Source organism: Pandoraea sp. PE-S2R-1, from assembly GCF_002179865.1.
Taxonomy (GTDB): Bacteria; Pseudomonadota; Gammaproteobacteria; order Burkholderiales; family Burkholderiaceae; genus Pandoraea.
In genome coordinates this window covers 465,251-489,035 of the sequence record NZ_NGUR01000010.1, presented here as the reverse complement: position 1 = coordinate 489,035, position 23,785 = coordinate 465,251, and the positions used below count along the sequence as shown (strand labels likewise).

Sequence of the window (23,785 nt, the reverse complement as noted above, 5' to 3'; positions counted from 1 at the left end):
AACCTACGCAGCGAGATTCGCCGCCGCATTCTCAACAATCGCTCGCTTCAGTTGCACCAGCGCTGGCGGCATCTCCGCAGGCGCGGTGTGCAGGCAGAGTTCGACCAAAGGCAGGGGAGGGAGGCCATCTTTCTCCCCGAGTCGTCTTAGCGTGGGAGGAAGGCCCGCTGCCGTTCGCAATGTAATGCCCAAACCCGCCGCGACCCCAGACCAGAGGCTCTGGAGACTGGCTGTCGAATAGGCCAGTCGCCACGAAATATTCGCATTATCGAGTGCGCTGATGCCGGCTCGGCGGAAGAAGCATGGCGGATGGTAAAGCGCCAAATCCAGCGGCATACCCGGACTCAGGGCCACATCGGCATCGACCGGTCCGATCCATGTCATCGGCAGCGTCGCCAAGTGCTCCGCATCGGCACGACGCTCGTAACCCATCGCAAGCACAAGATCGAGCTCGCCTCGGTCAAGACGCTCAAGCAACACGCCATTGCGTTCCACCGCAACTTCCACCCGTACCCCCGGATGGGTCTTCTTGAACTGTCCAAGCGCCTTCGGAAGCCAACTCTCAGCGAAATCGCCCGGCAATCCGAACCGCACCACGCCCTCGATCGACGCGCCACGCACCGCCCGTACGACTTCGTCATTCAGATCCAGAATGCGATGCGCATAGGACAGAACCAACTCACCAGACTCTGTCAGCGCCAGTCCTCGCCCAAGTCGGCGAAACAGCGGCATGCCGACCTGCTCTTCAAGCTTGCGCATCTGCTGGCTGACGGCCGATTGCGAGCGGCCTATGCGCTCGGCAGCGCGATTCAGGCTGCCAAGTTGTTGCGTAGCGAGGAACGTCCGCAACGCGTCCATATCGAGGTTGGGCAATGACATGATTCAGTTATTCTGAATGGTCGATGCCGAATTATCGCATCCACTGAACTTTCATATCTCTACTATCGATGGCAGCGTGTCGTTGCGACGCGCGCGAAATTTCGAATGCCATCACGGAGGAACGCACGGTATGAATGGTCAGATGATTTTTAAGCGCGGCATCCTGAGCGCGGTTTTTGCCGCCTGCGCGGGGGTGACGAGTGTCGTGCAAGCGGACGCGTCGGCCACCCGAAATCCGCTCGCCGGGACTTGGACGTTGGTCGCCGCAGATGTCCAGCATCCCGACGGCACGCGAACCAGTGACTACGGGGCCGCGCCCAAGGGCTTGCTCGTTATCGACAACGAAGGCCGCTACTCGCTGCAAATTTTCAAATCGGAGCGACCGAAATTTGCGTCAGGCGACAAGGGCGTCGCGACGCCGGTCGAGTACAAAGCGGCCGTCATGGGGGCCAGCACGCACTTCGGCACACTCAGCATCGACCCGGCCGCGGGGACGCTGACGTTTCACATTCAGAACGCTTCGTTTCCCAACTGGGAGGGGGAGCAGCAGACGCGAAGCTATGCGTTAAACGGCCGCGAACTGAGCTACCGCGTGACGCCGCGCCCGAATGGAGACGTCCCCATTTCCGTCTGGCAACGCCTCGATCTTCCTATGCAGTCGCCGTCCACACCGCAAGCTCGTAGCCGTCCGGGTCAATGAAATGGAAGCGGCGGCCGCCCGGAAACTCGAACGCCGGGCGGCTGACTCTGGCACCTGCCGCTTCAATGCGCCGCTGCGTTTCAACGAGATCGTCCGCATACAGAATGATCAACGGGCCACCCGGGCGCACCGCTTCCCCCGTCGTGAAGCCGCCGGTCAGCCGGCCATCCGTGAATTCGGTATAAGCCGGGCCGTAGTCGGTGAATGTCCAGCCGAAAACGTCGCCGTAGAAGGTCTTGCTTCGCGCAATGTCGCTGACATTGAACTCGATGTTGTCGATCTGCCGGTCCTTGCCTCGAATGCTCATGTCGATCCTCTTGTGAATGACTCGGTGTTTGCGGGGTGATCACCCATTTCCATGGCGGCGGGGGGCAAGCGTTCGGCACGCCGTCCAAGATGGGACGTGTCGGCAACTGCCCGGAATTCATCCCGGTTTCATTTCGATGGTGTATTGACTATTGCGTCGCCAGAACGCTTCCCAGATCAAGGAGTTGTATGTCGTTGGCCGTACTGATTGTAATCGCTGCCATTGCCTGCCTTCTAGGGCGCCTCAAGTGGCGCCGTACCAGCATCACGTTATTCACCGTGTGCGCGGTGCTGTTTCTTGCCGTGGGCTGCGGCTGGGTGCCGCAATGGATGCTCGGCGAGCTGCAATCGCGCGACGCCGCCAAGCCGGCCATTGCATGGGGCGACCGTAATGTGATCGTTCTGTTGGGCGCCGGAACGCAGCGCGTTGCCGGGGCCGATGGCGTAGAGCCGGGCGCATTTTCGTATGCCCGCTTTGTCGAGACGGTCGAGCAATACCAAGCCTGTCGGCAAGCTAAACCGAATTGCATGATTATCGTCAGCGGCGGCGACGCCAGAAAGACCGGCGAATCGGAAGCGGCTGTCTATCAGACGACCCTCGTCCGCATGGGCATCCCCGTTGGCGATATCAAGCAAGAGCCGAAGAGCATGAACACATGGCAGAACGCCGAGTTCACATCGGGCATCCTGAAAGCGCACGGCGCGGATCGTGTGGTGATCGTGTCGTCAGGCTTTCACCTGCAACGCGGCGCACTCTACTTCTCGCACTTCGGTGTCGCGGCAACGCTGGTGCGCGGCGACTATTTGCAGGCCCAGCCGTCCCTGTTGCCGCTCGCTTACAACTTCACCGTCACCGACCTCGCGCTGCATGAATACATCGGGATCGCTCGCTATCACGCCTACAACGCACTCGGCTGGAACCCGGAGAGAACGTTGCCGGGGCAGGCGTGATTTCAGGCGGCGTTGTATAGCACTCGATGCGCATCGCCTGCCACTCACATCAATACGTCTGATCCGCAATCACCCGGGCCACGGTTTGCAGGGCCTGCGATAAGGCGGGAATTGCAACGGAGCCAAGGGCCAACCGAATCGCGTGCGGCACCTGCGGCGATGTTGCGAACGGCTCCGCGGTCGACACAGCGATGTTCTCCTGCATCAACGCGTGGGTGATCGCGTCGGCCCGTACCTCGTTCGGCAGGGGAAGCCAGACGAAGTACGACGCCGGGTGGCCGATGCGCGTGAGTCCATCCAGCAGATCGGCCGCGAGTGCCTGACGGATGGTGGCGTCGCGTCGCTTCTCGGCTTCCATTCGTTCCACCGTGCCGTCTTCGACCCACCCGCAGGCAATCGTCGTCATCATCGCCGGGGTGTTCCATGTCGTCGCGCGAATCGCACGTTCGAGCTTCGGCACCCATTCCGGCGGTGCGCAGAGAAAGCCAACGCGAAGGCCCGTCGCCACACTCTTGGAGAAACTCGAAACGTAGACCGTCCGCTCCGGCGCGAGCGCGGCCAACGGAGGCGGCGCATCTTCCGCGAGATACGCGTACGCCGCATCTTCGATCAGCAACAAGCCGTGCTGACGTGCGATGGCGACCAACTCGCGACGCCGCGTCGCGCTCATCACCCAGCCCAGCGGGTTGTGCAGCGTCGGCATGGTGTACACCGCGCGCACGCGGCGTTGCCGGCACAGCGCGGCCAGTGCGTCGAGATCTGGCCCATGGCCGGCCGCCGGAATGGGCGCAAGCTCCAGCCGGCAGGCCTCGGCGGCCAACTTGAAGCCGGGGTAGGTGAGCGCGTCCACGGCGACGACATCACCGGGCTCAAGCAACGCCATCGCCGTTGTTGCCAACCCGTGCTGGCCGCCGCTCACGATCAACACGGATTCCGGCGATACCGTCAGTCCCCGACGTTGCACATGACGCGCCACGATCTCTCTTTCGTGCTCACGTCCGCCGTGCGGCTGATATCGCAGCAGTGCCTCCAGATCGCCGCCCGCCGCCAACTGACGCAGTGCCGTGCGTAACAGTCCCGCCTGTTCCGGCAAGGTCGGCGCGTTGAAGGTCAGATCGACACGCTCCGTACTCCATCCGTACAGATAGCTGCCTTGGGCGCTGGGCAGCGCCTCTCGCACGAAGGTGCCACGACCGGTCTCACCGCTCACCAGCCCCATCGCCTGCAACTCGGCGTAGACGCGAGTCGCCGTGACGAGCCCGAGCCCTTCGCGCGCCGCGAGCTCGCGATGCGTCGGCAGGCGCGTGCCCGGACGCAGCCGTTGTGTCCTGATGTCGTCGGCCAGTCGGTCGACCAACTGCTTGTAGCGTGCCTGCGGCATGGGGAAGTGTATCCATGACAATTATTTGATTGTCATGATTATCGGCTCTACGATGCCGCAATACAACGCCGCAACCCACGAGGCCCCCCATGCGCTCCACGCACATTGCCATTCTGACTTTTGAAGGTTTCAACGAACTTGACTCGCTGATCGCGCTCGGCATTCTCAACCGGGTCAAACGCCCCGGCTGGCGCGTGTCGATCGCGTGCCCGACCGGCAAGGTGCGGTCGATGAACGGCGTCGTAATGGAGGCGCAGGCGTCACTGGAAGACGCGAGTGAAGCCGATGCGGTGTTGGTCGGCAGCGGCATGCTGACCCGCGATGTCGTGGCCGATGCCGCGTTGATGTCGCGGCTGCGCCTCGATCCGGCGCGTCAGTTGATCGGCGCGCAGTGTTCGGGAACGCTGGTCCTCGCCAAGCTGGGGCTCTTGAATGGCGTTGCCGCGTGCACCGATCTCACGACGAAGCCGTGGGTGCAGGAGGCAGGCGTCCCGGTGCTCGATCAACCGTTCATGGCGAAGGGCAACGTGGCGACCGCTGGCGGATGCCTTGCCTCGCAATATCTGGCAGCGTGGATGATCGCGCGTCTGGAGGGTTTCGAAGCGGCTCGCAGCGCCATGCACTACGTGGCGCCGGTGGGCGAGAAGATCGAATACGTGACGCGCGCGATGGCGAACATTTCGCCCTATCTGCACGACACTCCCGAGACATCGCTGGTCGGCGTGTAAGCCGCGCGCTCAGGCCGCCCGCCGCACCAGCCGCAGGCCGCTCGCGATACATCCCGCAGCGGAGAACGCGGCACCCCATGCGAGCGCGAGCGTGGAGCCATGCGTGCCGACGAGTCCGAACGCCAGCGCGACCAGTGCCGCCCCCGTGGCCTGACCGAGCAAGCGCGACGTGCCGACCATGCCGCTCGCGCCGCCACTGCGCTCAGGCGGTGCGCTATGCATGAACGCCTTCAGGTTCGGCGACTGGAAGAAACCGAAACCCAGACCGCACAGCGCCATGCGCCAACTGATGTCCCAGACCTCGGCATGCGCGGGCATCACGGCCAGCAAGGTCATGCCGATACTCAGCATGCCAAGACCGATGGCGCCCAGCATGCCGGCGGGATAACGGTCCGACAAGCGTCCAGCGACCGGCGCAATCGCCGCCACGAAGAACGGCCACGGTGTCATCAGAAAGCCGGTCTCGATCGGGCTGCGATGCAACACATTCTCGAAGTAGAACGGCAGCGAAACGAGCCCGAGGCCCTGCGTCGCAAACGCGCAGATGGCGGTCACGGTCGACAGCGCGAACGCGGGCAGACGCAGCAAATCGACCGGCAGCATGGGGGCGCGATGACCTCGTTCGCGGCGAATCAGTGCCCAGCCACAAACCACTGCACCCACGAAACACGCCAGCGTCAGACGCCAGTCGGCCTGTTGCGCACTTTGCCCCAGCGCGAAGATCAGCAGCGCGAACGTCATGACGTTGAGCAGCGCAGCCACCGTGTCGGGCTTGTGTTCGCTGCGCGGCGTGTCGGGCAGATTACGTCGCCCGAAGGCGAGTGCGAGCAGGCCAGTCGGCACGTTGATCAGGAACAGCCACGGCCAGTTGCCCACCGAGAGCACGAGCGATGCAATGGTCGGCCCGATGGCGAACGAGATACCGACGATGAGTGCGTTCAACCCGACGCCGCGCCCCAACTGATGCGGCGGATACAGGAACCGGATGAGCGCAATGTTCACGCTCATCACGGCCGCCGCGCCCACGCCTTGCAGCAATCGCGCCACGGCGAGAAAGCCGAGCGACGGCGACAGCGCGCACAGTATCGAGGAGATCAGGAAGACCGCCACCCCCGCCATGAACACGCGCTTGTGGCCGACGCGCTCACCGAGTGACGCGAACGGCAGCAGCGTGGCGACCATCGCGAGTTGATAGGCGTTGACGATCCACACGGAAGCCGACGGTGTGGTGTTCAGATCGATCGCCATCTGCGGCAGTGCGGTGTTGCAAATGGCGGTGTCGAGGCTGGCCAGTGAGACGGCGAGCAAAATCGCCGTCATGGCCAGACCGCGGCCGTTGGCCGGCGGTTCGTGCGTCTGGGTTGCGCGGGTCACACTCGCAGCAGCGGAGGCGCTCGCCGCCGGGGTGTCGGCGGTCGGGGGCAACGATGACATGACGGATCAGCCCTCGGCCAGAATTTGGCGGATGGCCTGTTCGAAGACTTCCGGCGGCTGACCGCCGCTCACGAGATGGCGGTTGTTGAAGATGATCGCGGGCACCGAACTGATGCCGAGATTCTGATAGTGACGCTCCAGCGCACGCACTTGCTCGGCGTACTCGTCCGTGGACAGAATTTCGCGGGCACGCGCCGGATCCAGCCCGGCCTGACTGACGGCTTCGATCAGCACTTCCGGATCGCTCGTGCGCTTGCCGTCGACGAAATACGCGCGGAACAAGGCTTCCTTGAGCGCGAGTTGCTTGTCGTTATCGACCGTCTGTGCCCAGTGCAGCAGACGATGCGCGTCGAACGTGTTGTAGGCGTGCGTGCGCAGATCCATGCGCATCGGGAAGCCTTCTGCTTGGGCACGGGCGCTGATATTGGCCTGATTCTGCGCGAGTTGCTCGGGTGAGAGACCGTACTTGCGCGACATGTAATCGGCAAGCGGCACGCCTTCGACGGGCATATCGGGGTTCAGCTCAAAGGGGCTGAAGTGCAGGTCGACGTTGACCTCGCCGCCCAGACGGCCGAGGGCGGTCTTCAGGGAGGCAAGGCCGATGGCGCACCAAGGGCACGCGACGTCGGAGACAAAGTCGATGTTGAGGGTGGCTGGCATGGGCTGACGGCGCCGTGGCGGCGCGTGCAATGAAAAACGCGTCGCCTTGGCGCGACGCAACATCGCAATCGTCGCACAAATCGCCTGATCGCGCCCGGACGTGCCGCGTTTCATAACGCCGGTTCATGGTGCGAAACGCGGCGTGATGCAGGACAACATCCCGTCAGTCCTGCCTAGCCAGACGGATGCCCTAGGGCTTGGGCGGCACCAGTTGCTGCTGCTGGCGCTTGAGCGAGTCGATCATGATCGACGCCGCATCGGCCCAGTTCTGCATGCCGCCGCCAGCGCCTTGTCCGCGCACCATGCGCACATGGGCGAGGTCGAGCCGGGCGCGTGTGTAGTCCTGCGACGACGCCCGCGCAAACCACTTCTCGGCTTCGGCGTAGTCGCGCTGCACAACCTTGCCCTCGAAATAGGCTTCGCCGAGCAGCGTCTGCGCGATGGGATAGCCCATGCCCGCCGCGCGGCGGTAGTACGTCATGGCCGACTTGCGATCGGCGGGCACGCCGTAGCCTTCCTCGTAAATCATGCCCAGCGTGGTGAGTGCCGCCGGATCAGATTTGCGCGCCCGCAAGGCGGCGATGTCGTTGCGGTCGGCCCGTTGTGCCGCGACGCTCAGGCGGTACTCGGCGTCGTCCCACGCGTTAGCGCGTTGGGCTTGCGTGCCGTCGTTCGACGGACCGCCAACGCTGTTGGGCGCACCGCGTACGGTGGCTGCCTGTGGCGCGTTGCGCGGCGTCACCGGGTTGGATGCCACCAGATACTGCGCCGCGAGTGGCACGTCGCCGATGAGGCCGCTGGCGATCCACGGCCGCTGATGGCCGCCGGTGATCTCGGTCACTTGCTGCTGCGTGAGTTCGAGCGCGTGCTTGATGGTGGCGCCCGGCGCCTTCACGTTCATGGCGAGATAGTAGGCGAACGGGCTGTTGTCGATGGCCTTGCCGAACGTGCGCATCGAGTCGTAGGCCGCCGCCTGATCGGCCGTCGAGAAGGCGATCAATTCGCCCTGACCGACTTTCTCGGGCTTCAGCCCGGGGCCGGTCGGGCCGCGCGAGGGCACGCGGCAGGCATCGATCAGTGCGATGAACGACGCGGGCGACGAGGCCATCACTTTCATGCGCACGGCCGCCAGACGCGAGGCACGCTCAAGCAACAGCTTGCGGGTCATGGCCGACACCGGCACGCCCGTGTGCACGGGCACGAGAAAATTGTCGCCCCCCGCCTCGAAGCCGTGCCCGGCGTAATAGAGAACCGCGACCTGGGCGCCCCGCGCGCGCTGCGTGAGCCAATCGGTCGCCGCGTTGAACTCCTCCAGCGACAGGTCTTGCGCGATCTTCGTTTCGAACCCGAGTTGCCGGAACGCTTCGCCCATGAGCTTGGCGTCGCCTGCGGGCGAGATCAGCCGGTCGCCACCGTCATAGCCGCTGTTGCCGACGACGAGCGCCACCTTGCGTGCGGGCGCGGGTGTGGGTGCGGATGTGGCGGCGGAGGCCGCTGGCGGCGCAGCGCTGGACGCCGTCGCGACGGTCATCGCGCAGACGAGGGCGAACAGCCAACGGAGTAGCGAGGCAGGCGTCATGGTGTGTGTGGCAAATGGCGGATGACGAACGAGGCAGCGGTGCCCATCAGGTAAGACAAGCCCGGTATGCGACCACACATCCGCGTGCGCGGGTACCTGTACTTTCTGACAGATGTGGCTGGCCGGAGACACCGGTACGATGCCCCGCGTGCGTCACTTTTGAGCGCGCCAGAGCATAGCAGAGAATGAACCTCTTAATCACCGGCGGCGAACCCGGGACGACAACGGCGCGGACCTGCCTGTTTCGTCATGCTGCGGCAGGATCATTTGTGCGAGAATGCGCCGCTCAGGATGCCGAAGCGTGCCGTGTAACGGCACTGCGCCAGACGTCCTGCCGGGGAGGATTCACACGACGGATTGCGACGGTTCGGAACGAATTGCATCGTACTGCGTGGGAATCTGGCACACAGAAAAAGACGACCAGACAATAAGAATGAAACGACTTGCAGGCGGATGTCACGCCCTCGTCGCGATGCGGCGTGCGCGCGTCATGGCCATTGGCGCCATGGCGGTTTCCCTCGGGTTGGGCGGCTGCGCCGTGACCCGCAATCAAAACGGCAACATGACTTACGGGTTCGACGAGGCCAGTGTCTTCGGCACGACCGTCGACACGTTCAAGCTCGCCGACGGCTCCGAAGGTGTGTTGCGACGTAGCAACGGCAAGTACACCGTTAAGCTCGAACGCTACATGCGCGTGCTGCCATTGGGCAACGCCATGACCGCGCGGCTCGTGCGTTCGGAGACGATCGGCGATCGCTCTGTTGTGGTGTTCGAAACACAAGAGAACAACTGCCCGTTCAAGTACGTGCTGTATGCCATTCAGGGCAGCGACGTGCTCGGCTGGACCTTCGGCAATTGTCAGGATCGTCCGCGTGCCGATCTGGTCGACAACGGCCGTGCGCTCGTGTTCGACTTTCCCGGCAACGGCCGCCTCGTGCGCCACACGTACATGGACAGCCGCTTGCTTCAGTCGGCCATTCCGGTGCCGCCGGGTGTCGACATCCGCCGCAAGCCGTTCGCCGATGGATCGCTCAAGGCCATCGATGATCCGGCCGACGCGAATCGCTTCGCACCGCTGCCGCCGCAGAACGCCAACACGAATGGCGCACGTGCGACGGCCTCGAACCCGCCGAAGCGCCGTCAAAAGACTGTCCCGGCCGCACCGGCGCAGGCACCGAATGCGCCTGCTGTCGCGAGCAACGCGCCGTCGGGTGGCCGCACGATTCCGGCACCGCCTGCGGGCCCCGTCGCGTCGAACACGCTCTCGTTCGCCACTGAAGAAGTCAAACCTGTTCGCGTCGACCTCCGGAACTGACCGTGCGCACTACCTTGCTCAAGCAGACGGCCTTTCTGATCGCCGTCACCGTGGTGTATCTGATTTTCGAACTCGGCTTCAATGGACGCCTGCTCGATGTGGTCGGCGGGGCGGCGACGCCCGACGACGTGCATCACATCGAGTACTTCGGCCGCACGCTCTCGGGCATTGCGGCGGCGCTCGTGGTGTTGCAACTGATGCTCACGCGCCGCGCCAAGGGCGGGCAGGGCAAGCCGTCGTACCGCACGATCGTCATTGCGTGTGCGGTGACGATCGTCGTGGTGTTCCTCGCCATCAAGACGCTGGTCGACGTGCTCGTCAATACCCGTGACGCGCAGTTTCGGCGCACGGCGGCCAACACGGTGCTGATGCAGCGTTCGCTGGTCGATGGCCGCCTGCAACTGGACGGCCTCGGTGTGGGCGACGGGGGCTTCGCGCGCCCGGAGGGCAAGGCGTTTCTCGCGTTGTTTCCGGTGATGGCCGTGTCGGTTGATCGTCTTGACGAGAAAACGCGTGCGGTCAAGACCACGCTCGTGCGCGACAAAGTGCGCCGAGAGATGGGCGGTGTGCAGTCGTATTACGACCAGTACACCGACGGCATGAAGCGACTGCACAAAGACTGGAACAAGTACGCCGCCGTGATTTCAGATGGCGACCCCGATCTGCTGAAGGAGCAACAGCGCGCGTGGAACGACTATCGCTCGCGCCTGAGCCGTCGCGGCTGGCAGCCGGAGACCGTGCCGTTCTATGCGCGCGGCAAGGTGTCGGCGAGCGTGCGGCGCGATCTGCCCGCGCTGCCGTCGAACTGGAATCCGGGCGACATGGTCAGTTTCTATCGTGCCGTGGGGGTGAAATACCGCCAGCAGGCGGCACGCCGCGTGCAGTCGGTAGAGGTCGGCGGCGAGACGATTCCGCCGGGCTTGCCGTACGAGGCGTTTGTCGCGCGCCGGGGCGTGCAGAACAAGCTGCGTGAAGAAATGCATCTGCCGGCGACAGCCGTGGTGCAGGCGAGCTACACGAGTGCGGCGTCGTTCGAGCAGTTGTTCGAGCAGGCGGTCGATGAAGAAACGCGCAAGATGATGGTGCAGCTTGATGCCCCCGCCAGCGATTACGCGGACGGCGGCAAGTGGGCGAAGGAAGGCCTCGACGCCACGCGTGCGGCCATCGTGCCGGCGGTGGCGCTGTTCTTCTCGCTGCTGGGCGCCATCGGTCACTTCTCGAAGCTGCTGTTCCTCTCGGCCAAGGGCGTCATGCTCGCGCGCGCCGGTGCCGACGGGAAGCTGAGCAAGCGCGCCTCGCGTGCAACGCTCGCGGTGCTGCTCTCGGGGTTGATCGGCGTGTGGGCGGCGTTTTCCTTTTCGTCGAACGTCATCACGCGCAGCGACCTGTTCCATCAGATGATGGCGTGGGCAAGCGGCGGCACATCGGGTGGTCACGTGCTCACCAACATTGCACATGTCGTGGTGGTCGGGCAGGGCTACGGCTATCCGCTGAACGAAGCCATTCGGCAAGACGTGCTAATGGGCTTCAAGTACGGTTACGACCCGCAGGTCAGCGCCTCGAAGAAGGCAATGTAAGGACGCACGCGACATGACGAACTTCTCCACCTTGCCGCGTTTGCGGCGCACTGCCGTGACGGCGCTTGCCGTCAGCATCGGCGCGATTGGCTTCAGCACGCAGGTGTTTGCCTCGTGTCTGGGCATGCAGATTCATGCGCATCGCGGCTCGGCCACCGCGCCCGAGAATTCGGCACGGGCTTTGCAGACCGGCTATGCCGGTGCATGGGACGGCGTCGAGACCGACATGCAGCAACTGAGCGACGGCACGTGGGTGCTGCATCACGACTTGCAGACGGGACGCTCCGTGCTGGCGGGCGCGCCACGACCGGTGTCGCAACTGACGCAGGCGGAATGGCGCAACGCGCGCATGACGCTCAATGGCCGCCAGACCAACGAGCCGCCGCCGTTCCTCGCCGATGTGCTCGCCATCGCGAACACCTTCCCCGGCAAGACGCTGAACGCCGAGATCAAGGAGGTGGTCAGCAGCTGCACGCCGATTCAGGGGCTGGTGACGCAAATGAAGCAGGGCGTGCCGCACGGCAACTGGTTCCTCACGTCCGGGTTGTTGCAGAACCTGCGCTGCGCCCGCACGGCAGATCGTCAGGGTTATATGGGGCTGATCGTGTTCGATGGGCGCAATGCCGAGGCGGCCGGATCGAACAAGCTCACAAAGTTTGTCGCGCGCCATTCGAAAGCGCCGGTGCTCAATCGCGCATGGATGGACCACCTCGTCGCGCAACTGGGTTTGCCCGCAGGCGTGCACGTCGACGCGCGCACGATGGACGCGAATCCGTATCTGCTCGATGACGCCGCCGATACCCGGCTCGCCGTCTTCGCCTACGCCGTGCAGGGCGACGAGGCGCTGGCGGAAGCCATCGGTCATGCCAAGGCGCGCACGGGCAAGCTGCCCAGTGGCGCGGTGATCGATGGCGATGCACAGGCATTTTGCCGCCGTGTGACGCAGGTGATCGGGCAGCGCTAGTGCAGCGTTATGCCGACTCCGGCTGGATGCGTTAGCATCGTCAGATCATTGCGCTGACACCTTTCGCCCACACCTTCCGCCCCCATGACAAACGACGTTCATTTCTACGACCCCGCCCAAGGCCACGGCCTCTCGCACGATCCGTTCAAGGCAATCGTTGCGCCGCGCGTCATCGGCTGGATTTCCAGCCGCGACGCGCAAGGGCAGGTCAACCTCGCGCCGTACAGCTTTTTCGGTGCCTTTGCGACGTTCCCGCCGATCATCGGCTTCTGTAGCGAAGGCTTCAAGGATTCGATCTCGAACATTGAGGCGACGCGCGAGTTCGTCTGGAATCTGACCAGCAAGTCGCTGGTCGAGCAGATGAACAAGTCCTCTGCACCGGTGGCGAGCGATGTCGACGAGTTCGAGCTGGCCGGGCTGACGAAAGCGCCCGGCGTCAACGTGGGCGTGCCGCACGTGGCCGAGTCGCCCGCATCGCTCGAATGCAAGCTGTTGCAGGTGGTTCGCCTGCACGATCTCGAAGGCAAGCCGATGAACAACTGGCTGGCGCTCGGGCAGGTGGTCGGTGTGCATATCCGCCGCGAGTTTCTGCGTGAAGACGGCACCTTCGATACCCTGAAGGCGCATCCGGTCATGCGCGCCGGTTATCTCGGCGACTATGCCGAAATCGGCCCGATGTTCGATCTGCGCCGGCCGAAAGCGTAATAATCCCGCTTTGCATCGTTTGCAAGTCGTGGGCGTTCCTTCGCTCACGTCTTGCAAACGCTCGCCATCTCTCCCAATCCCTGCATTTTCCGCAATGCGCTATTGACGAAATCGACGCGGCGCGCGATTGACATCGTCGCGGGTTTCGTCGCGTCCACCGGTGGACGTTGCGGGGCGGGGCTGCGCGTACGCCCTCATTCATCGACCGGCCGGTCGGATAATGCGCTCGCAATCATTTGTAAAATTTGCTGCGGTGCAAAATGTTTTCGAGCCGCGTATGCTTGCGACCTTCATTGACGCCGCCGCGCCTGGCGTCCCTTCCTGCGGGCATTGATATGCCTTGATTAGCGCGCATCGCCATGGGTGATGCGTGCGGGGTCGATTCGTGCCTGGCTGCGTCGATGGAGAGCTTCTGCTCTCTGTTTTTGTTGCAGCACACCAGGACTCTCCCCCCATGTTTCCCATCCTGTCGCTTCTTATCTGGACACCCATTCTGGCCGGCGCGCTCATCATGCTGCTCGGGCAGGACCGCCATCCCAACGCCGTACGCTGGACATCGCTCGTGGCAGCGGTGGTTGCCGCATTGCCGATCATTCCGCTCGTGCGCGGCTTTCACACGCGCGTGGCGGATATGCAGTTCGTTGAGCATTTCCGCTGGATCACGTCGTTCGATGCGTCATGGCACGTCGGTATCGATGGCCTCTCGCTCTGGCTCGTGGCGCTGACCGGCGTGACGACCATCATCGTGGTGCTCGCGTCGTGGCGCGCAGTGACCACGCGCATGAGCGCGTACTTCGGCAGCTTCCTCGTGCTCTCCGGGCTGATGCAGGGCGTGTTCACCGCGCAGGACGGCATGTTGTTCTTCGTGTTCTTCGAAGCCACATTGCTGCCGCTGTATCTGCTGATCGGCGTGTACGGGCGGGCCAATCGCACGCGCGCGGCAGTGAAGTTTTTCTTCTTCTCGCTGACCGGCTCGTTGATGATGCTGCTCTCGATGCTGTATCTCTACATGCAGACGCAGAGCTTCGATATCGCCCGCTGGCACGAACTGCATCTGCCGCTGGCGGTGCAGGTGATGCTGTTCATCGGATTCCTCGGCGCGTTCTCGGTCAAGGTGCCGATGTGGCCGGTGCACACGTGGCTGCCCGACGTTCACCTCGATGGTCCGACGGGCGCGGCCGTCATGCTCGGTATGTTGAAGATGGGCGGCTATGGCCTGCTGCGATTCAATCTGCCGCTGCTGCCGGATGCGAGCCACTTCGTCGCGCCGGTGATGGTGGTACTGTCGCTGATCGCGGTGATTTACGCGAGCCTCGTGGCGTTGGTGCAGACCGACTTGCGCAAGCTGCTGGCGTATTCGGCGGTGGCGCACATGGGGCTGGTGACGCTCGGCCTGTTCCTGTTCTCGGAAATGGGCACCGACGGCGCGGTGATGCAGATGATTTCGTACGGCATCGTCTCGGGGGCCATGCTGCTGTGCACGGGCATGTTGTATGACCGCACGGGTAGCTCGTCGATCGACGCATACGGCGGTGTGGCGGCAACGATGCCGCGTTTTGCCGCGTTCGCGATGCTGTTCTCGATGGCGAACGTGGGCATGCCGGGCACGTCGGGTTTCGTCGGCGAGTTTCTGGTGTTGATGGGCGCCATCAAGGCCAACTTCTGGATCGGGGCGCTCGCCTCGCTGACGCTGGTGCTCAGTGCGGCCTACACGCTCTGGATGTACAAGCGCGTGATCTTCGGACGTGTCGGCAATGCGAGCGTGGCGTCGCTCAAGGATGTGAGCCGTCGCGAATTTGCGCTGCTAGGCGCCATGGCGGTGATGGTGCTGGCTATCGGTCTTGATCCGAAGCCGCTGACGGACGGCATCGATGCGACCGCGATTCAGGTGGTGCAGGGGATCGAACAACATCGTCTGCCGGCCAACGATCCGGGGAGCAGCGAAGTGGCAGGGCGCCGGCATGGTGACGCCGCCGGGCGAGCTTCGGTGACGGTGAAGGGTGTGCAGCCGGCGGCCTGAAGGTCGCAGGTTGTATAGAGAGAGAGGGGGCAAGCGCGAGCATGCCCCCTCTTTTTATTCACCGGTGCGATGCACTTCCCAGCCGCCGACGAGCGTCAGGCTCGCTTGCACGGTGAGCAGTGCTTCGTCAGAGGCTGTCAGCGGATCGGTGTCCAGCACGGCCAGATCGGCCCATTTGCCGACCGTGAGGGTGCCTTTCAGCGACTCCTCGTAGCTCAGGTAGGCGCCGTTGCGTGTGACCGTCTCGAGTGCCTGCATGCGAGTCAGCCGTTGGTCGGGACCGATGATCTGGCCGGTAGTGCGTTCCGTTCTGACGACACTGGCCCATACCGCGCTGAAGGGGCTCACCGGAATGTTGTCGCTCCCTGAGGCGATGTCGATGCCCGCTTCGAGCAGCGCGCGCTGCGGAACGAAGTGATTGCCGTTGCCGTCTTCTTGCAGACGTGACGCGCCGTTCTTCCAGAGCATGTAAAACGGAATGGTCGTGACGCGCAGGCCAAGGCGCCTGATGCGCGCGAAATCTGCCGGATCGGTGCGTCCCACATGCTCCACGACCCAGCGCCGTCCCGCTAACGGGAAGTGTTTGTCGATGGCATCGAACACGTCGAGCACCTCGCTCAACCGATCGATCACGACGCTGTGCACGCGCAGATCGAATTCGGCAGCGAGCCACGCGTAGTCGCTGAAATCTTCAATCCGGTTGGCCCATTCGACAAAGCCCGACCATCCGGTATTCGGCAGCACCTTGCGCACGGCACGTGCGGTCGCCGGGGAGCCGCCCAGTCCGATGAATACGCCGGAAACCGAGAACCACGGGTCGCCCAGTCCGTTACCTCGTGCAAATGATAGCCAGTCACGCATGGCCAGACGGGCTTCGGCCGCATCGTTCCACGTGGGGCTGACGCACAGGCGAGTGCGCATCGTCAGTTCACCCGCCTCCCACAGCGCGCGATAGACGGCGATGCTTTCCGGCGCGGAGCCGTGGCCCTCGTACACGCTCGTCGTACCGAAGGCGTGGTACAGCGGCAGCGAGCGGCGCAATCCTTCGAGCCGATCGGCAAAGTTGAAGGCGGGCACCTGAGACAGCACGGAAAACTCGATCAACGGCCGCTTGTTGGTCTCTACGATCACGCCGGAGGGTCTGCCGTCGGCGCCGATCTCGATGTTGATCCCATCGCAATCCGGGCACGTGTCGGCATGGATGCCATTGCGCGCGAGCGCCAGCGAGTTGAGGGCGCTGAAGCCCGGCGGGACGCCCCAGTTGCCGAACAGCCCGGGAATGTACACCGGATGATCGGGCGCGACGGCGTCCAGTTCGTAGCGATCCGGCATGCGCTTTTCCGCGAGCGTCAGCGGGCCGTCGAAATAGAACGGCGGCTGACCCACTGGCATGGTGATGATCCACTCGCCTTTGGGAACGCGTTGTACTTCGTGTCGAATGACGTCGAGTACGTCGGACAACTGGCGTGCGTGGGCAAGCGACGGGCGCAAGGTCTTCAGCCCCTCGCGCTCCATATGCGCATGCGCGTCGATCACGCCGGGGATAACGGTCCGGCCATCGAGGTCGATCAATTGGGTGTGGGGCGCTTGCGATTGCGCTCGCACCTCGGCGTCGGTGCCCACGGCGACGATACGATCGCCTGCGATGGCAACGGCCTGCGCAGGCGCGGCGTTGCGCTCCATGGTGAGGACTTGCCCCCCATGCAGGATGAGATCGGCCTTGGCGCTCATCGCTTCGCCTCCGCCCCGTACCACGGGAACATCCGGTGCAGCAGCCACGCAAACAGTTGATCGGCGACGAAACCCACCGCGCCGAGATAGATCAGGCCGACGAACATGATGTCGACGCGAAACACCAGATGCGCGAACGAAATCAGGTAGCCCAACCCTTTCTCGGAACCGACCAGCTCGGCCGCGACGAGGACCACGAACGAGACCGACGTCGCCTGCCGGAGTCCGGCGAACACGAACGGCAGTGCTGCCGGCAAGGCCACCTGAAGCGCAATCGCGATCGGACGCGTGCCAAGGGATGCCGCCGAACGAAGGTACGCCGGAGAGATATCGCGTACGCCGAAAAACGTATTGATCCACACAGGGAAGAACGCGCCCCATGCGATCAGCATGACCTTGGAGAGATCGCCCAGACCGAACCACACGATCGCCAGCGGCACGATGGCGATGGACGGGATGGCTCGCAGCCCGTGCAGCACCGGATCGCTCAGGTGGCGCAGCGTGGCGAAATGGCCGGTCAGTACGCCCGCGATGACGCCGAGCGATGAGCCGAGCAGGAAACCCCACAGCGCGCGTTGCAGGCTCGCGGCGATGTGCGGCCATATTTCGCCCGTTCCCCAAGTCATTTCGGCGAACACGCCCGCGACCCGAGAGGGCGGCGGGAACATGTTGAGATTGATGCCCGGGATCAGGCGGGGGCCGACCTCCCAGATCGCCAGAAAGATCAGACAGCCGAGCACGCCCAGCAGCGATTGCCTGCCAACGGCGCTCCAATGGCGGGTGCGGCGCTTTTGCCGTACGGCGTCTTCGATGGCACGGCGTTTGAGCGCGTCCTGATGGCTCGCCTGTTTCGAGGGTGCCGGGTTCGCTCGCACTTCCGGGATGTCGCTGAAGTGAGCGAGGTTGGCGGTATTGGATTGAGGGTTGGCGCTCACGCTGCGCTCTCCGTCGTGTTCAATGATTCGAAAGCCCGGCTGATGCGCTCGTAGATATGGCCAAACGCCGGGTCGCCGCGCTCGCGCGGGTAGGGCAGGGGCACGTCGATGATTTCGTGGATGCGCCCCGGGTGCGGGCTCATGACGACGACGCGCTGTGCGAGGAATACTGCCTCTTCGATGTTGTGCGTAATGAAGAAGATCGAAAGCTCCAGCTCTCGCCAGACGCGCAGCAGTTCGTCTTGCAGAAGCGCACGCGTCAGTGCATCGATGGCGGCAAAGGGTTCGTCCATGAGCAGGACGCGCGGTTCGGTGGCCAGCGCGCGTGCAACTGCGACACGTTGGCGCATGCCGCCCGACAACTCGAAGGGATAGCGATCGCCTGCATGCGCCAGTCCGACGAGCTTGAGCAATGCTTCTGCGCGAGCGCGTCGCTGTGAACGGTCGACGCCTTGCTGCTTCAAGCCGAATTCCACGTTTCGCCGTGCGGACAACCACGGGAACAGCGCGTATTCCTGAAACACGACACCGCGATCCGGTCCGGGGCCATCGATTGGTTGGCCATGTGCGCAGACCGTGCCCAAGGTCGGCTTGATGAACCCGGCAATCATGTTGAGCAACGTGGTCTTGCCGCAGCCGCTGGGGCCAATGGCGCAGACGAACTCGCGGTCGTTGATTTCCAGATCGACGTCGGTCAGCGCCCAGTTCAGGTCACCGGTCCGCGTCGTGTATAGCTGCGAAACGCCTTGTATCGAGACCGCAGGCGTCGCTGGCGCAAGCGATGCGGCGCGTGGGGCGGCGCTCACGACAGCGTCACCCGGTCTGGCGCCACGGCCTTGAGCGCGTCGGTGTAGACGAGCTTCTTGTACAGCGTTCGCAAATCTTCCTTCGGGCGCTGGGCCAAACCGGCATTGATCGCCCATTCGCCGTTGAGCACGAGGTCGTCGAGCAGCCGATTGTCGAGGCGCACGCCGACTTGCATGGTGCCGAAACCTGCCTGTGTGGCGGCCACTGAGGTCTTGGTGCGTTCTGCCACGAGTGCGACGGCTTCCTGCGGTTGTCCGCGATAGAACTTCTCCGCGGCCAGCAGCGCGCGCACGGCGCCTTCCACCAGCTTGGGCTGCTGACGCACGACCGATTCCGGCGCGGTCAGCACGTAATGGCTCACGAAGACTTTTTCCAATCCCGTGTCGGGGAGCAGGCGAACCAGTCCGGGGTAATCGGCCACGGCCTTTTGCCCTGAATCGAAGCCCCATGCGAAGGCGTCTACGCCGTTCTTCCCGATGGCCGAGACGACATCGCCACCGCCCACGTTCACCAGCGTTACGTCCTTGAGACTGAGGCCCCACAGCGAAAGATAGCGCGACAGGAAGTAGTGCCCGCTGGTGCCCAGCGGGGTGGCGATACGCTTGCCTTTGAGTTGCGCGGGCGTGTCGATGCCGCGATCGGTGCGGGCCGCGACCACCATGCCGCTCGACAGTCGCGTGAACTCCGCCACGATGACGGTGTTGACGCCGTTGGCGCCCGCGAGGCCGACGACACTGTCCGTGGTGGTGGCGAACTGGGCTTTGCCTGCCTGCACGGCGTCGAACGCGAGTCGGCCGGACGTGAAGGCCAACGTTGTTGCCTCGATGCCCTGCGGCTGCCAGTAGTTCTTGCTCGAGACCAGATACGGGATCGCCCAGCTGAAGCCCTGGCTTTCCGCGACCACAATTTTGTCTGCCGCGCGGGCGGCTGGCGTGAGGCTCAGCCCCATGCCGAGCGCGCCCAGCGTTTTGACGAATCCCCGACGATCCATGCTCAACTTCTCATTCATGATCAGCCTTCTTTGTCGTTACCGTGGTCAGTCATCGCAGCCCGGAATGGGCTGTTCTCTTGTCATGTCGATATGTCGATTCATCGGCGCGGCGATTAGCCGTAAGGGTCGGGAAGCTGCCCCGTGAGCAGCCACTGTCCGAGCGCTTTCTGTCGATAGTCGAGGGGATCGTGCAGCGTGTGCACGCGCACGTTGCGCCAATAGCGGTCAAAGCCGTCCCGACGCGTGGTGGCGCTCGCGCCCATGAGTTCGAAGATGTCGGCAGTGATGTCTAGCGCGATGCGCCCGGCGTGCAGGCGTGCTGCACTGATGCGCAGGGCAACGTCGCCACGCGCTTGTGCACTCAGATCGAGGCCTGTTTGCCAAGCGCGTTCAAATTCGATGAGGGCGTCGTCGGCGAGCAGTACGGCGGCTTTCAGGCGCGGCCACATGCCACCGGTGCGGAGTTGCAGCAACGCATCGTCGCTCGCGGTGGCGACGCCCGCCATGGCCCACGGGCGAGCACGTTCCCTGACGTAGCCGATGGCGTCTCTTAGCGCGCCCAGTGCATTGCCGAGATAGATTTCCGTGAGGATGAGTTGCCCGATCAGATTGCGCAGCGTGGCGCGCGGGCTGCTGGCGACACCGGGAGGGCCGAGTACTTCCGAGGCACTGACGGCGACGCGATCGAAGGTGATCGTGCCGCTATCGGTCTGTCGTTGCCCGAGGTTGTCCCAATCGTCATTGACGGTGATGCCGGCGCGTTGTGTTGGGATCGCGAGGAAGAGGCGATCGCCGGGGGCGTCGCCCAGCGTGACCGAGATGTTGAGCATGTCGGAGCCTTTCGCGCCCGAGCAGAAGCTTTTGATGCCGTTGAGCTCGAAGCCCGTCGATGTGCGTGTGACGGTGAGTCGCGTGTCGCGGGCATTGACGGCGTTGCCCCAGAACCAGCGATGTTCGGTGGTGCTGCCGAGATAGTGAGTCTGCTGTTCGGGCGAGGCGAACAGGCGGATGGACGCGACTTGCAGATGCTGGAAGCCGAAGAGATGGGCGAGTGAACTGTCTTCGACGGCGAGACGCCGTACTGCGCGCAGGATCAACGGCCAGTCGGCACCGAGACCACCGAAGTCGCGCGGGACGGCGAGGGCGAGAAGGCCGCTGTCGCGAAGCACTTCTCGCTCGTGCCAGGCCGTACCGCCGTCTCGATCGCGTTGCGCTGCCGAAGATCTCAGCGCGTTCGCGACGGCGATGACTGCTGCTGCGTGTTCACCGAATGGGTGTGCTGGCACCCATTCGTCAAGGAAAGGCTCATCCATGCTTCCACTACTCGTCTGATGCTTGTCTGATAGTCCGGGGTGGCCTGAACAGGCGTGAACAGCCACCCGACGCACTATAGGGAGCGCGGTACATGAACCAAACCAATATTTGCGTATTAGGTTATCTGCGAGGCCGTCGTGGCGGGTTGCCGGCACGGCTGTTCTGATGGGGCTGCCGGCCGGGTGATGCGGTGGCCGGCAGTTTGAAAGGTGGGGATTACAGCTTGCCGCAAAGTGTGCCGGTGAGGCCGGAGATCACGGAGTCACCGTTGAGAGCGACGTCGGATTTATCGATGACAGTGCCGTCGAAATTCAATTCGTACATCGTGCCGAAGCCGCGTTGGCAGTCGGCAACTGCGATCACGTATTCGCTGTACGAGAAGGTCTTCTTGCTCAGGTCATCCTTGCGGGACAGCGCGGCGATCGACGGTTTGCCTTTGAAGCTGCGGCGTTGGACCGTATCGGTCTTGAGCATGTAGCGATTGCCGGATTTCTCCGCGACCGAACCCACTTCCCAGACGTTGTCGTTGTCTTTTCTCGACACCTTGCCGGTATCGTCATCCCAACTCAGGCAGGCGAGGCTGCCGAGATTGTCGGCGACGGAGGGGCCGAAGCGCACGAAAGCATCCTTGCCGAAGAACTGACCTTCCATGCCGTTGTAGTAGACGTAGCCGTAGCCCTTCTTGCAGGATTCCAGCAGAACGAAGGCCTGTCCGTATTCGTAGGTGCCTTTCGATTTGTTGCGGGTCTGGTACAGATATTTGTAGCCGTTGTTCTTCTTGCCATCGACGTTCATCAGGCCGCCGCTGCCTTTCTTCGCCTGCCACGTGTAACCGGGCGACTCCGCCGCCGTGATCCAACTTCCCGAATCGGCGGCGCCCGCCGTGTTGACGACAGCAACGCCCATCAGAACCCCCAGTACCGCTTTTACCGACATGCCTATTCTCCGCAGCATTGATTCATCGGGGTGACTTCCCGCACCCGCTTCCCCATCAGACGGCCTGATATTTACCGACACGTCGTCCGGAGCCAGAACGTTACTTCGGCATGTGCGATGGAAACTTTAGCGGCTTGGGCCGTGAGGTCGTCGGCGCGCCCCGTTGCGGCAAGGTGTTTCTCGCGCCGTGTGCGATACCGGACGGATATTGGCGGCGTCGGCGCGCAAGGTGCCTTGATGAGGTACTGAAGACGTCTGTGCCGGCGATCGACGGTACCGATGTCAACTCTGGACGGAGGACGTCATGAAAGTCGTTCGAGGTTTGCTGTTAATGTTCGTCGTGCTCACACTGGGCGGTTGCTGGTGGGGCCCTGGCCCCGGTTACGATCACGGCGGGGGGCGCGGTGGCTACGATCACGATCATGATCGCGACAACGGGCAATGGCGAGACCGGTAGTCGGTTCAGATATCGACTGGGTGCGTCGTACCTCACTGCCCCCACGTGGCAAACATGACGATGACCGCACAGGCCATGATGCCGGTGGCCGACCACCCCAGCGCCTTCAACTGCCAGCGGATCGTGAATTTGCCCATCACATCGCGCCTCGCCGCCATCAGCATGACGATCACCATGATCGGTACGGCAATCACTCCATTGATCACGGCGCTCCAAAAGAGCGCCTTGATCGGATCGATGGCGGTGAAATTCAGTGCAACGCCGAGCAGGGTGGCAAGCGTCAATATCGAATAAAAGCCACGCGCCTGCATGACTTCGCGGCCAAGACCGATACGCCATTCAAACGCCTCGGCCACCGCGTAGGCGGATGCCCCCGCGAGCACAGGGACTGCCAGCAAGCCGCAGCCGATGATGCCGGCGGAAAACAGCAGGAATGCAAATTCACCGGCGAGCGGCCGCAACGCGGCGGCCGCCTGCGCCGATGTCTGGATGTCTCTGACCCCGTGCTGGTAAAGCGTGACTGCCGCCGTCAGGATGATGAAAAACGCGATCACGTTCGAGAACGCCATGCCGACATACGTATCGAGCTTGATCCGCCGCAGATTTCGCCACGCTTGCCAGGGGGCCTGAGTCAGTGGCTCCTGACCGTCGGTCGCGCGCTGCACTTCGACTTCCTGAGACGCTTGCCAGAAAAACATGTAAGGGCTGATGGTCGTGCCGAAAACCGCGACGACCGCCACGATGTAGCCGACGTTGAATGTCACGTGGGGAATCACGGTTCGGTACAGCACTTCTGCCCATGAAATCTTGACGCTGAACACGGTGGCGACATAGGCAAGCAGGGCGAGTGTCAGCACTTTGAGGATCGGAGCGTAACGGGGAAACGGAATGAAGACCTGAAGCGTGAGCGAGATCACCCCGAACGCGACCGCATACCAAACGGCCGGGCCACCGATTAGCAGCTTCAACGCCGCGCCCATGGCTCCGACGTCCGCCGCGATATTGATCGTATTGGCGAGCAGCAACAGGCCAACCAGGCTGTATAGCAACCATGCCGGGTAGTGCTTTCGAATGTTGGCCGCGATGCCATGCCCTGTGACTCGTCCGATTTGTGCGCTCACGATCTGAATGCCGATCATGAGCGGATAGGTCACCAGCGCGGTCCACAACAAGCCGTAGCCGAAGGCGGCGCCGACCTGAGAGTAGGTTGCGATGCCACTCGGGTCATCGTCCGCTGCGCCTGTAATCAAGCCGGGTCCGAGCTTTTCCCAAAGCGATTGATTCTTCTGGAGTGCGTTGGGGGCGAGCGGCACGATGTCCACCTTGAAAGCGACTGACGGGTTGTCTCGGCCACACTAGGCAGGCAGGTCGATCTCGTCGGTACGCTATCCGACTGAAGTCAACCTCGCTGGCGC

The 23,785-nt window shown here is 63.4% G+C and carries 22 protein-coding genes; 9 read left to right on the top strand and 13 right to left on the bottom strand.

What is annotated here, in order from left to right:
• Nucleotides 1–3 precede the first annotated feature (3 nt).
• Nucleotides 4–879, bottom strand: coding sequence for a LysR substrate-binding domain-containing protein (locus tag CDV44_RS12745; RefSeq protein WP_087688344.1), 876 nt, complete (start codon nucleotides 877–879; stop codon nucleotides 4–6).
• A 130-nt stretch (nucleotides 880–1,009) separates the two neighbouring features.
• Between CDV44_RS12745 and CDV44_RS12740 the strand changes: the two genes are divergently transcribed.
• The gene (locus CDV44_RS12740; protein WP_087688343.1) at nucleotides 1,010–1,579 is read left to right on the top strand and encodes a lipocalin-like domain-containing protein; all 570 of its coding nucleotides are present in this window, start codon (nucleotides 1,010–1,012) and stop codon (nucleotides 1,577–1,579) included.
• On the opposite strand, the gene CDV44_RS12735 is transcribed toward CDV44_RS12740, so the two are convergent.
• Nucleotides 1,530–1,886, bottom strand: coding sequence for a VOC family protein (locus CDV44_RS12735; RefSeq protein ID WP_087688342.1), 357 nt, complete (start codon nucleotides 1,884–1,886; stop codon nucleotides 1,530–1,532). The two genes, CDV44_RS12740 and CDV44_RS12735, sit on opposite strands and share 50 nt — an antisense overlap.
• A 188-nt stretch (nucleotides 1,887–2,074) precedes the next feature.
• Here CDV44_RS12735 and CDV44_RS12730 point away from each other — a divergent pair, with 188 nt between their 5' ends.
• Complete coding sequence (locus CDV44_RS12730; protein WP_087688341.1) at nucleotides 2,075–2,836, top strand: YdcF family protein; 762 nt, start codon at nucleotides 2,075–2,077, stop codon at nucleotides 2,834–2,836.
• A gap of 49 nt (nucleotides 2,837–2,885) precedes the next feature.
• Here the strand turns inward: CDV44_RS12730 and CDV44_RS12725 are convergent, their stop codons facing one another.
• A complete protein-coding gene (locus CDV44_RS12725) occupies nucleotides 2,886–4,217 on the bottom strand; it encodes a PLP-dependent aminotransferase family protein (protein WP_087688340.1) in 1,332 nt (443 codons plus the stop codon).
• An 89-nt stretch (nucleotides 4,218–4,306) separates the two neighbouring features.
• On the opposite strand from CDV44_RS12725, the gene CDV44_RS12720 reads away from it, so the two are divergent.
• Nucleotides 4,307–4,945, top strand: a complete 639-nt coding sequence (locus tag CDV44_RS12720) for a DJ-1/PfpI family protein (protein WP_087688339.1) — start codon at nucleotides 4,307–4,309, stop codon at nucleotides 4,943–4,945.
• Nucleotides 4,946–4,954: 9 nt separating this feature from the next.
• Here CDV44_RS12720 and CDV44_RS12715 read toward each other — a convergent pair whose 3' ends face one another.
• From CDV44_RS12715 to CDV44_RS12705, 3 genes are all read right to left on the bottom strand, one after another.
• On the bottom strand, nucleotides 4,955–6,379 hold the full coding sequence (locus CDV44_RS12715; RefSeq protein ID WP_087688338.1) for an MFS transporter: 1,425 nt from the start codon (nucleotides 6,377–6,379) through the stop codon (nucleotides 4,955–4,957).
• A 6-nt stretch (nucleotides 6,380–6,385) separates the two neighbouring features.
• A complete protein-coding gene (locus CDV44_RS12710) occupies nucleotides 6,386–7,039 on the bottom strand; it encodes a DsbA family oxidoreductase (RefSeq protein WP_170935970.1) in 654 nt (217 codons plus the stop codon).
• Between the two features lie 190 nt (nucleotides 7,040–7,229).
• Nucleotides 7,230–8,618 (bottom strand): caspase family protein, encoded by a 1,389-nt coding sequence (locus tag CDV44_RS12705; protein ID WP_087688336.1) that lies wholly within the window; start codon nucleotides 8,616–8,618, stop codon nucleotides 7,230–7,232.
• 433 nt (nucleotides 8,619–9,051) lie between these two features.
• Between CDV44_RS12705 and CDV44_RS12700 the strand changes: the two genes are divergently transcribed.
• From CDV44_RS12700 to CDV44_RS12680, 5 genes are all read left to right on the top strand, one after another.
• Nucleotides 9,052–9,933 (top strand): hypothetical protein, encoded by an 882-nt coding sequence (locus CDV44_RS12700; protein ID WP_141118727.1) that lies wholly within the window; start codon nucleotides 9,052–9,054, stop codon nucleotides 9,931–9,933.
• Nucleotides 9,934–9,935: 2 nt separating this feature from the next.
• Nucleotides 9,936–11,510, top strand: coding sequence for a hypothetical protein (locus tag CDV44_RS12695; protein ID WP_087688334.1), 1,575 nt, complete (start codon nucleotides 9,936–9,938; stop codon nucleotides 11,508–11,510).
• A gap of 13 nt (nucleotides 11,511–11,523) precedes the next feature.
• Nucleotides 11,524–12,474, top strand: a complete 951-nt coding sequence (locus tag CDV44_RS12690) for a glycerophosphodiester phosphodiesterase family protein (RefSeq protein WP_087688333.1) — start codon at nucleotides 11,524–11,526, stop codon at nucleotides 12,472–12,474.
• A gap of 84 nt (nucleotides 12,475–12,558) precedes the next feature.
• On the top strand, nucleotides 12,559–13,179 hold the full coding sequence (locus CDV44_RS12685) for a flavin reductase family protein (RefSeq protein ID WP_087688332.1): 621 nt from the start codon (nucleotides 12,559–12,561) through the stop codon (nucleotides 13,177–13,179).
• Between the two features lie 454 nt (nucleotides 13,180–13,633).
• Complete coding sequence (locus CDV44_RS12680) at nucleotides 13,634–15,199, top strand: NuoM family protein (RefSeq protein WP_087688331.1); 1,566 nt, start codon at nucleotides 13,634–13,636, stop codon at nucleotides 15,197–15,199.
• 54 nt (nucleotides 15,200–15,253) lie between these two features.
• Here the strand turns inward: CDV44_RS12680 and CDV44_RS12675 are convergent, their stop codons facing one another.
• From CDV44_RS12675 to CDV44_RS12650, 6 genes are all read right to left on the bottom strand, one after another.
• A complete protein-coding gene (locus CDV44_RS12675; protein ID WP_087688330.1) occupies nucleotides 15,254–16,930 on the bottom strand; it encodes an amidohydrolase in 1,677 nt (558 codons plus the stop codon).
• Nucleotides 16,927–17,865, bottom strand: coding sequence for an ABC transporter permease (locus CDV44_RS12670; RefSeq protein ID WP_087688329.1), 939 nt, complete (start codon nucleotides 17,863–17,865; stop codon nucleotides 16,927–16,929). Before CDV44_RS12670 ends, CDV44_RS12675 begins: the two co-directional genes overlap by 4 nt.
• Entirely contained in the window at nucleotides 17,862–18,671 is an 810-nt protein-coding gene (locus tag CDV44_RS12665; RefSeq protein WP_249277525.1) for an ABC transporter ATP-binding protein, read from the bottom strand. Before CDV44_RS12665 ends, CDV44_RS12670 begins: the two co-directional genes overlap by 4 nt.
• Nucleotides 18,668–19,663 carry an ABC transporter substrate-binding protein gene (locus CDV44_RS28460; RefSeq protein ID WP_249277524.1) on the bottom strand — a complete coding sequence of 332 codons (996 nt, stop codon included), beginning with the start codon at nucleotides 19,661–19,663 and terminating at the stop codon, nucleotides 18,668–18,670. Before CDV44_RS28460 ends, CDV44_RS12665 begins: the two co-directional genes overlap by 4 nt.
• A gap of 113 nt (nucleotides 19,664–19,776) precedes the next feature.
• Nucleotides 19,777–20,976 (bottom strand): acyl-CoA dehydrogenase family protein, encoded by a 1,200-nt coding sequence (locus CDV44_RS12655; protein ID WP_087688326.1) that lies wholly within the window; start codon nucleotides 20,974–20,976, stop codon nucleotides 19,777–19,779.
• Between the two features lie 217 nt (nucleotides 20,977–21,193).
• Complete coding sequence (locus CDV44_RS12650) at nucleotides 21,194–21,913, bottom strand: hypothetical protein (RefSeq protein ID WP_087688325.1); 720 nt, start codon at nucleotides 21,911–21,913, stop codon at nucleotides 21,194–21,196.
• 304 nt (nucleotides 21,914–22,217) lie between these two features.
• On the opposite strand from CDV44_RS12650, the gene CDV44_RS28050 reads away from it, so the two are divergent.
• Nucleotides 22,218–22,370, top strand: a complete 153-nt coding sequence (locus CDV44_RS28050) for a hypothetical protein (RefSeq protein ID WP_170935969.1) — start codon at nucleotides 22,218–22,220, stop codon at nucleotides 22,368–22,370.
• 32 nt (nucleotides 22,371–22,402) lie between these two features.
• Here CDV44_RS28050 and CDV44_RS12645 read toward each other — a convergent pair whose 3' ends face one another.
• Nucleotides 22,403–23,683, bottom strand: coding sequence for an NRAMP family divalent metal transporter (locus CDV44_RS12645; RefSeq protein WP_087688747.1), 1,281 nt, complete (start codon nucleotides 23,681–23,683; stop codon nucleotides 22,403–22,405).
• Between the last annotated feature and the right edge of the window lie 102 nt (nucleotides 23,684–23,785).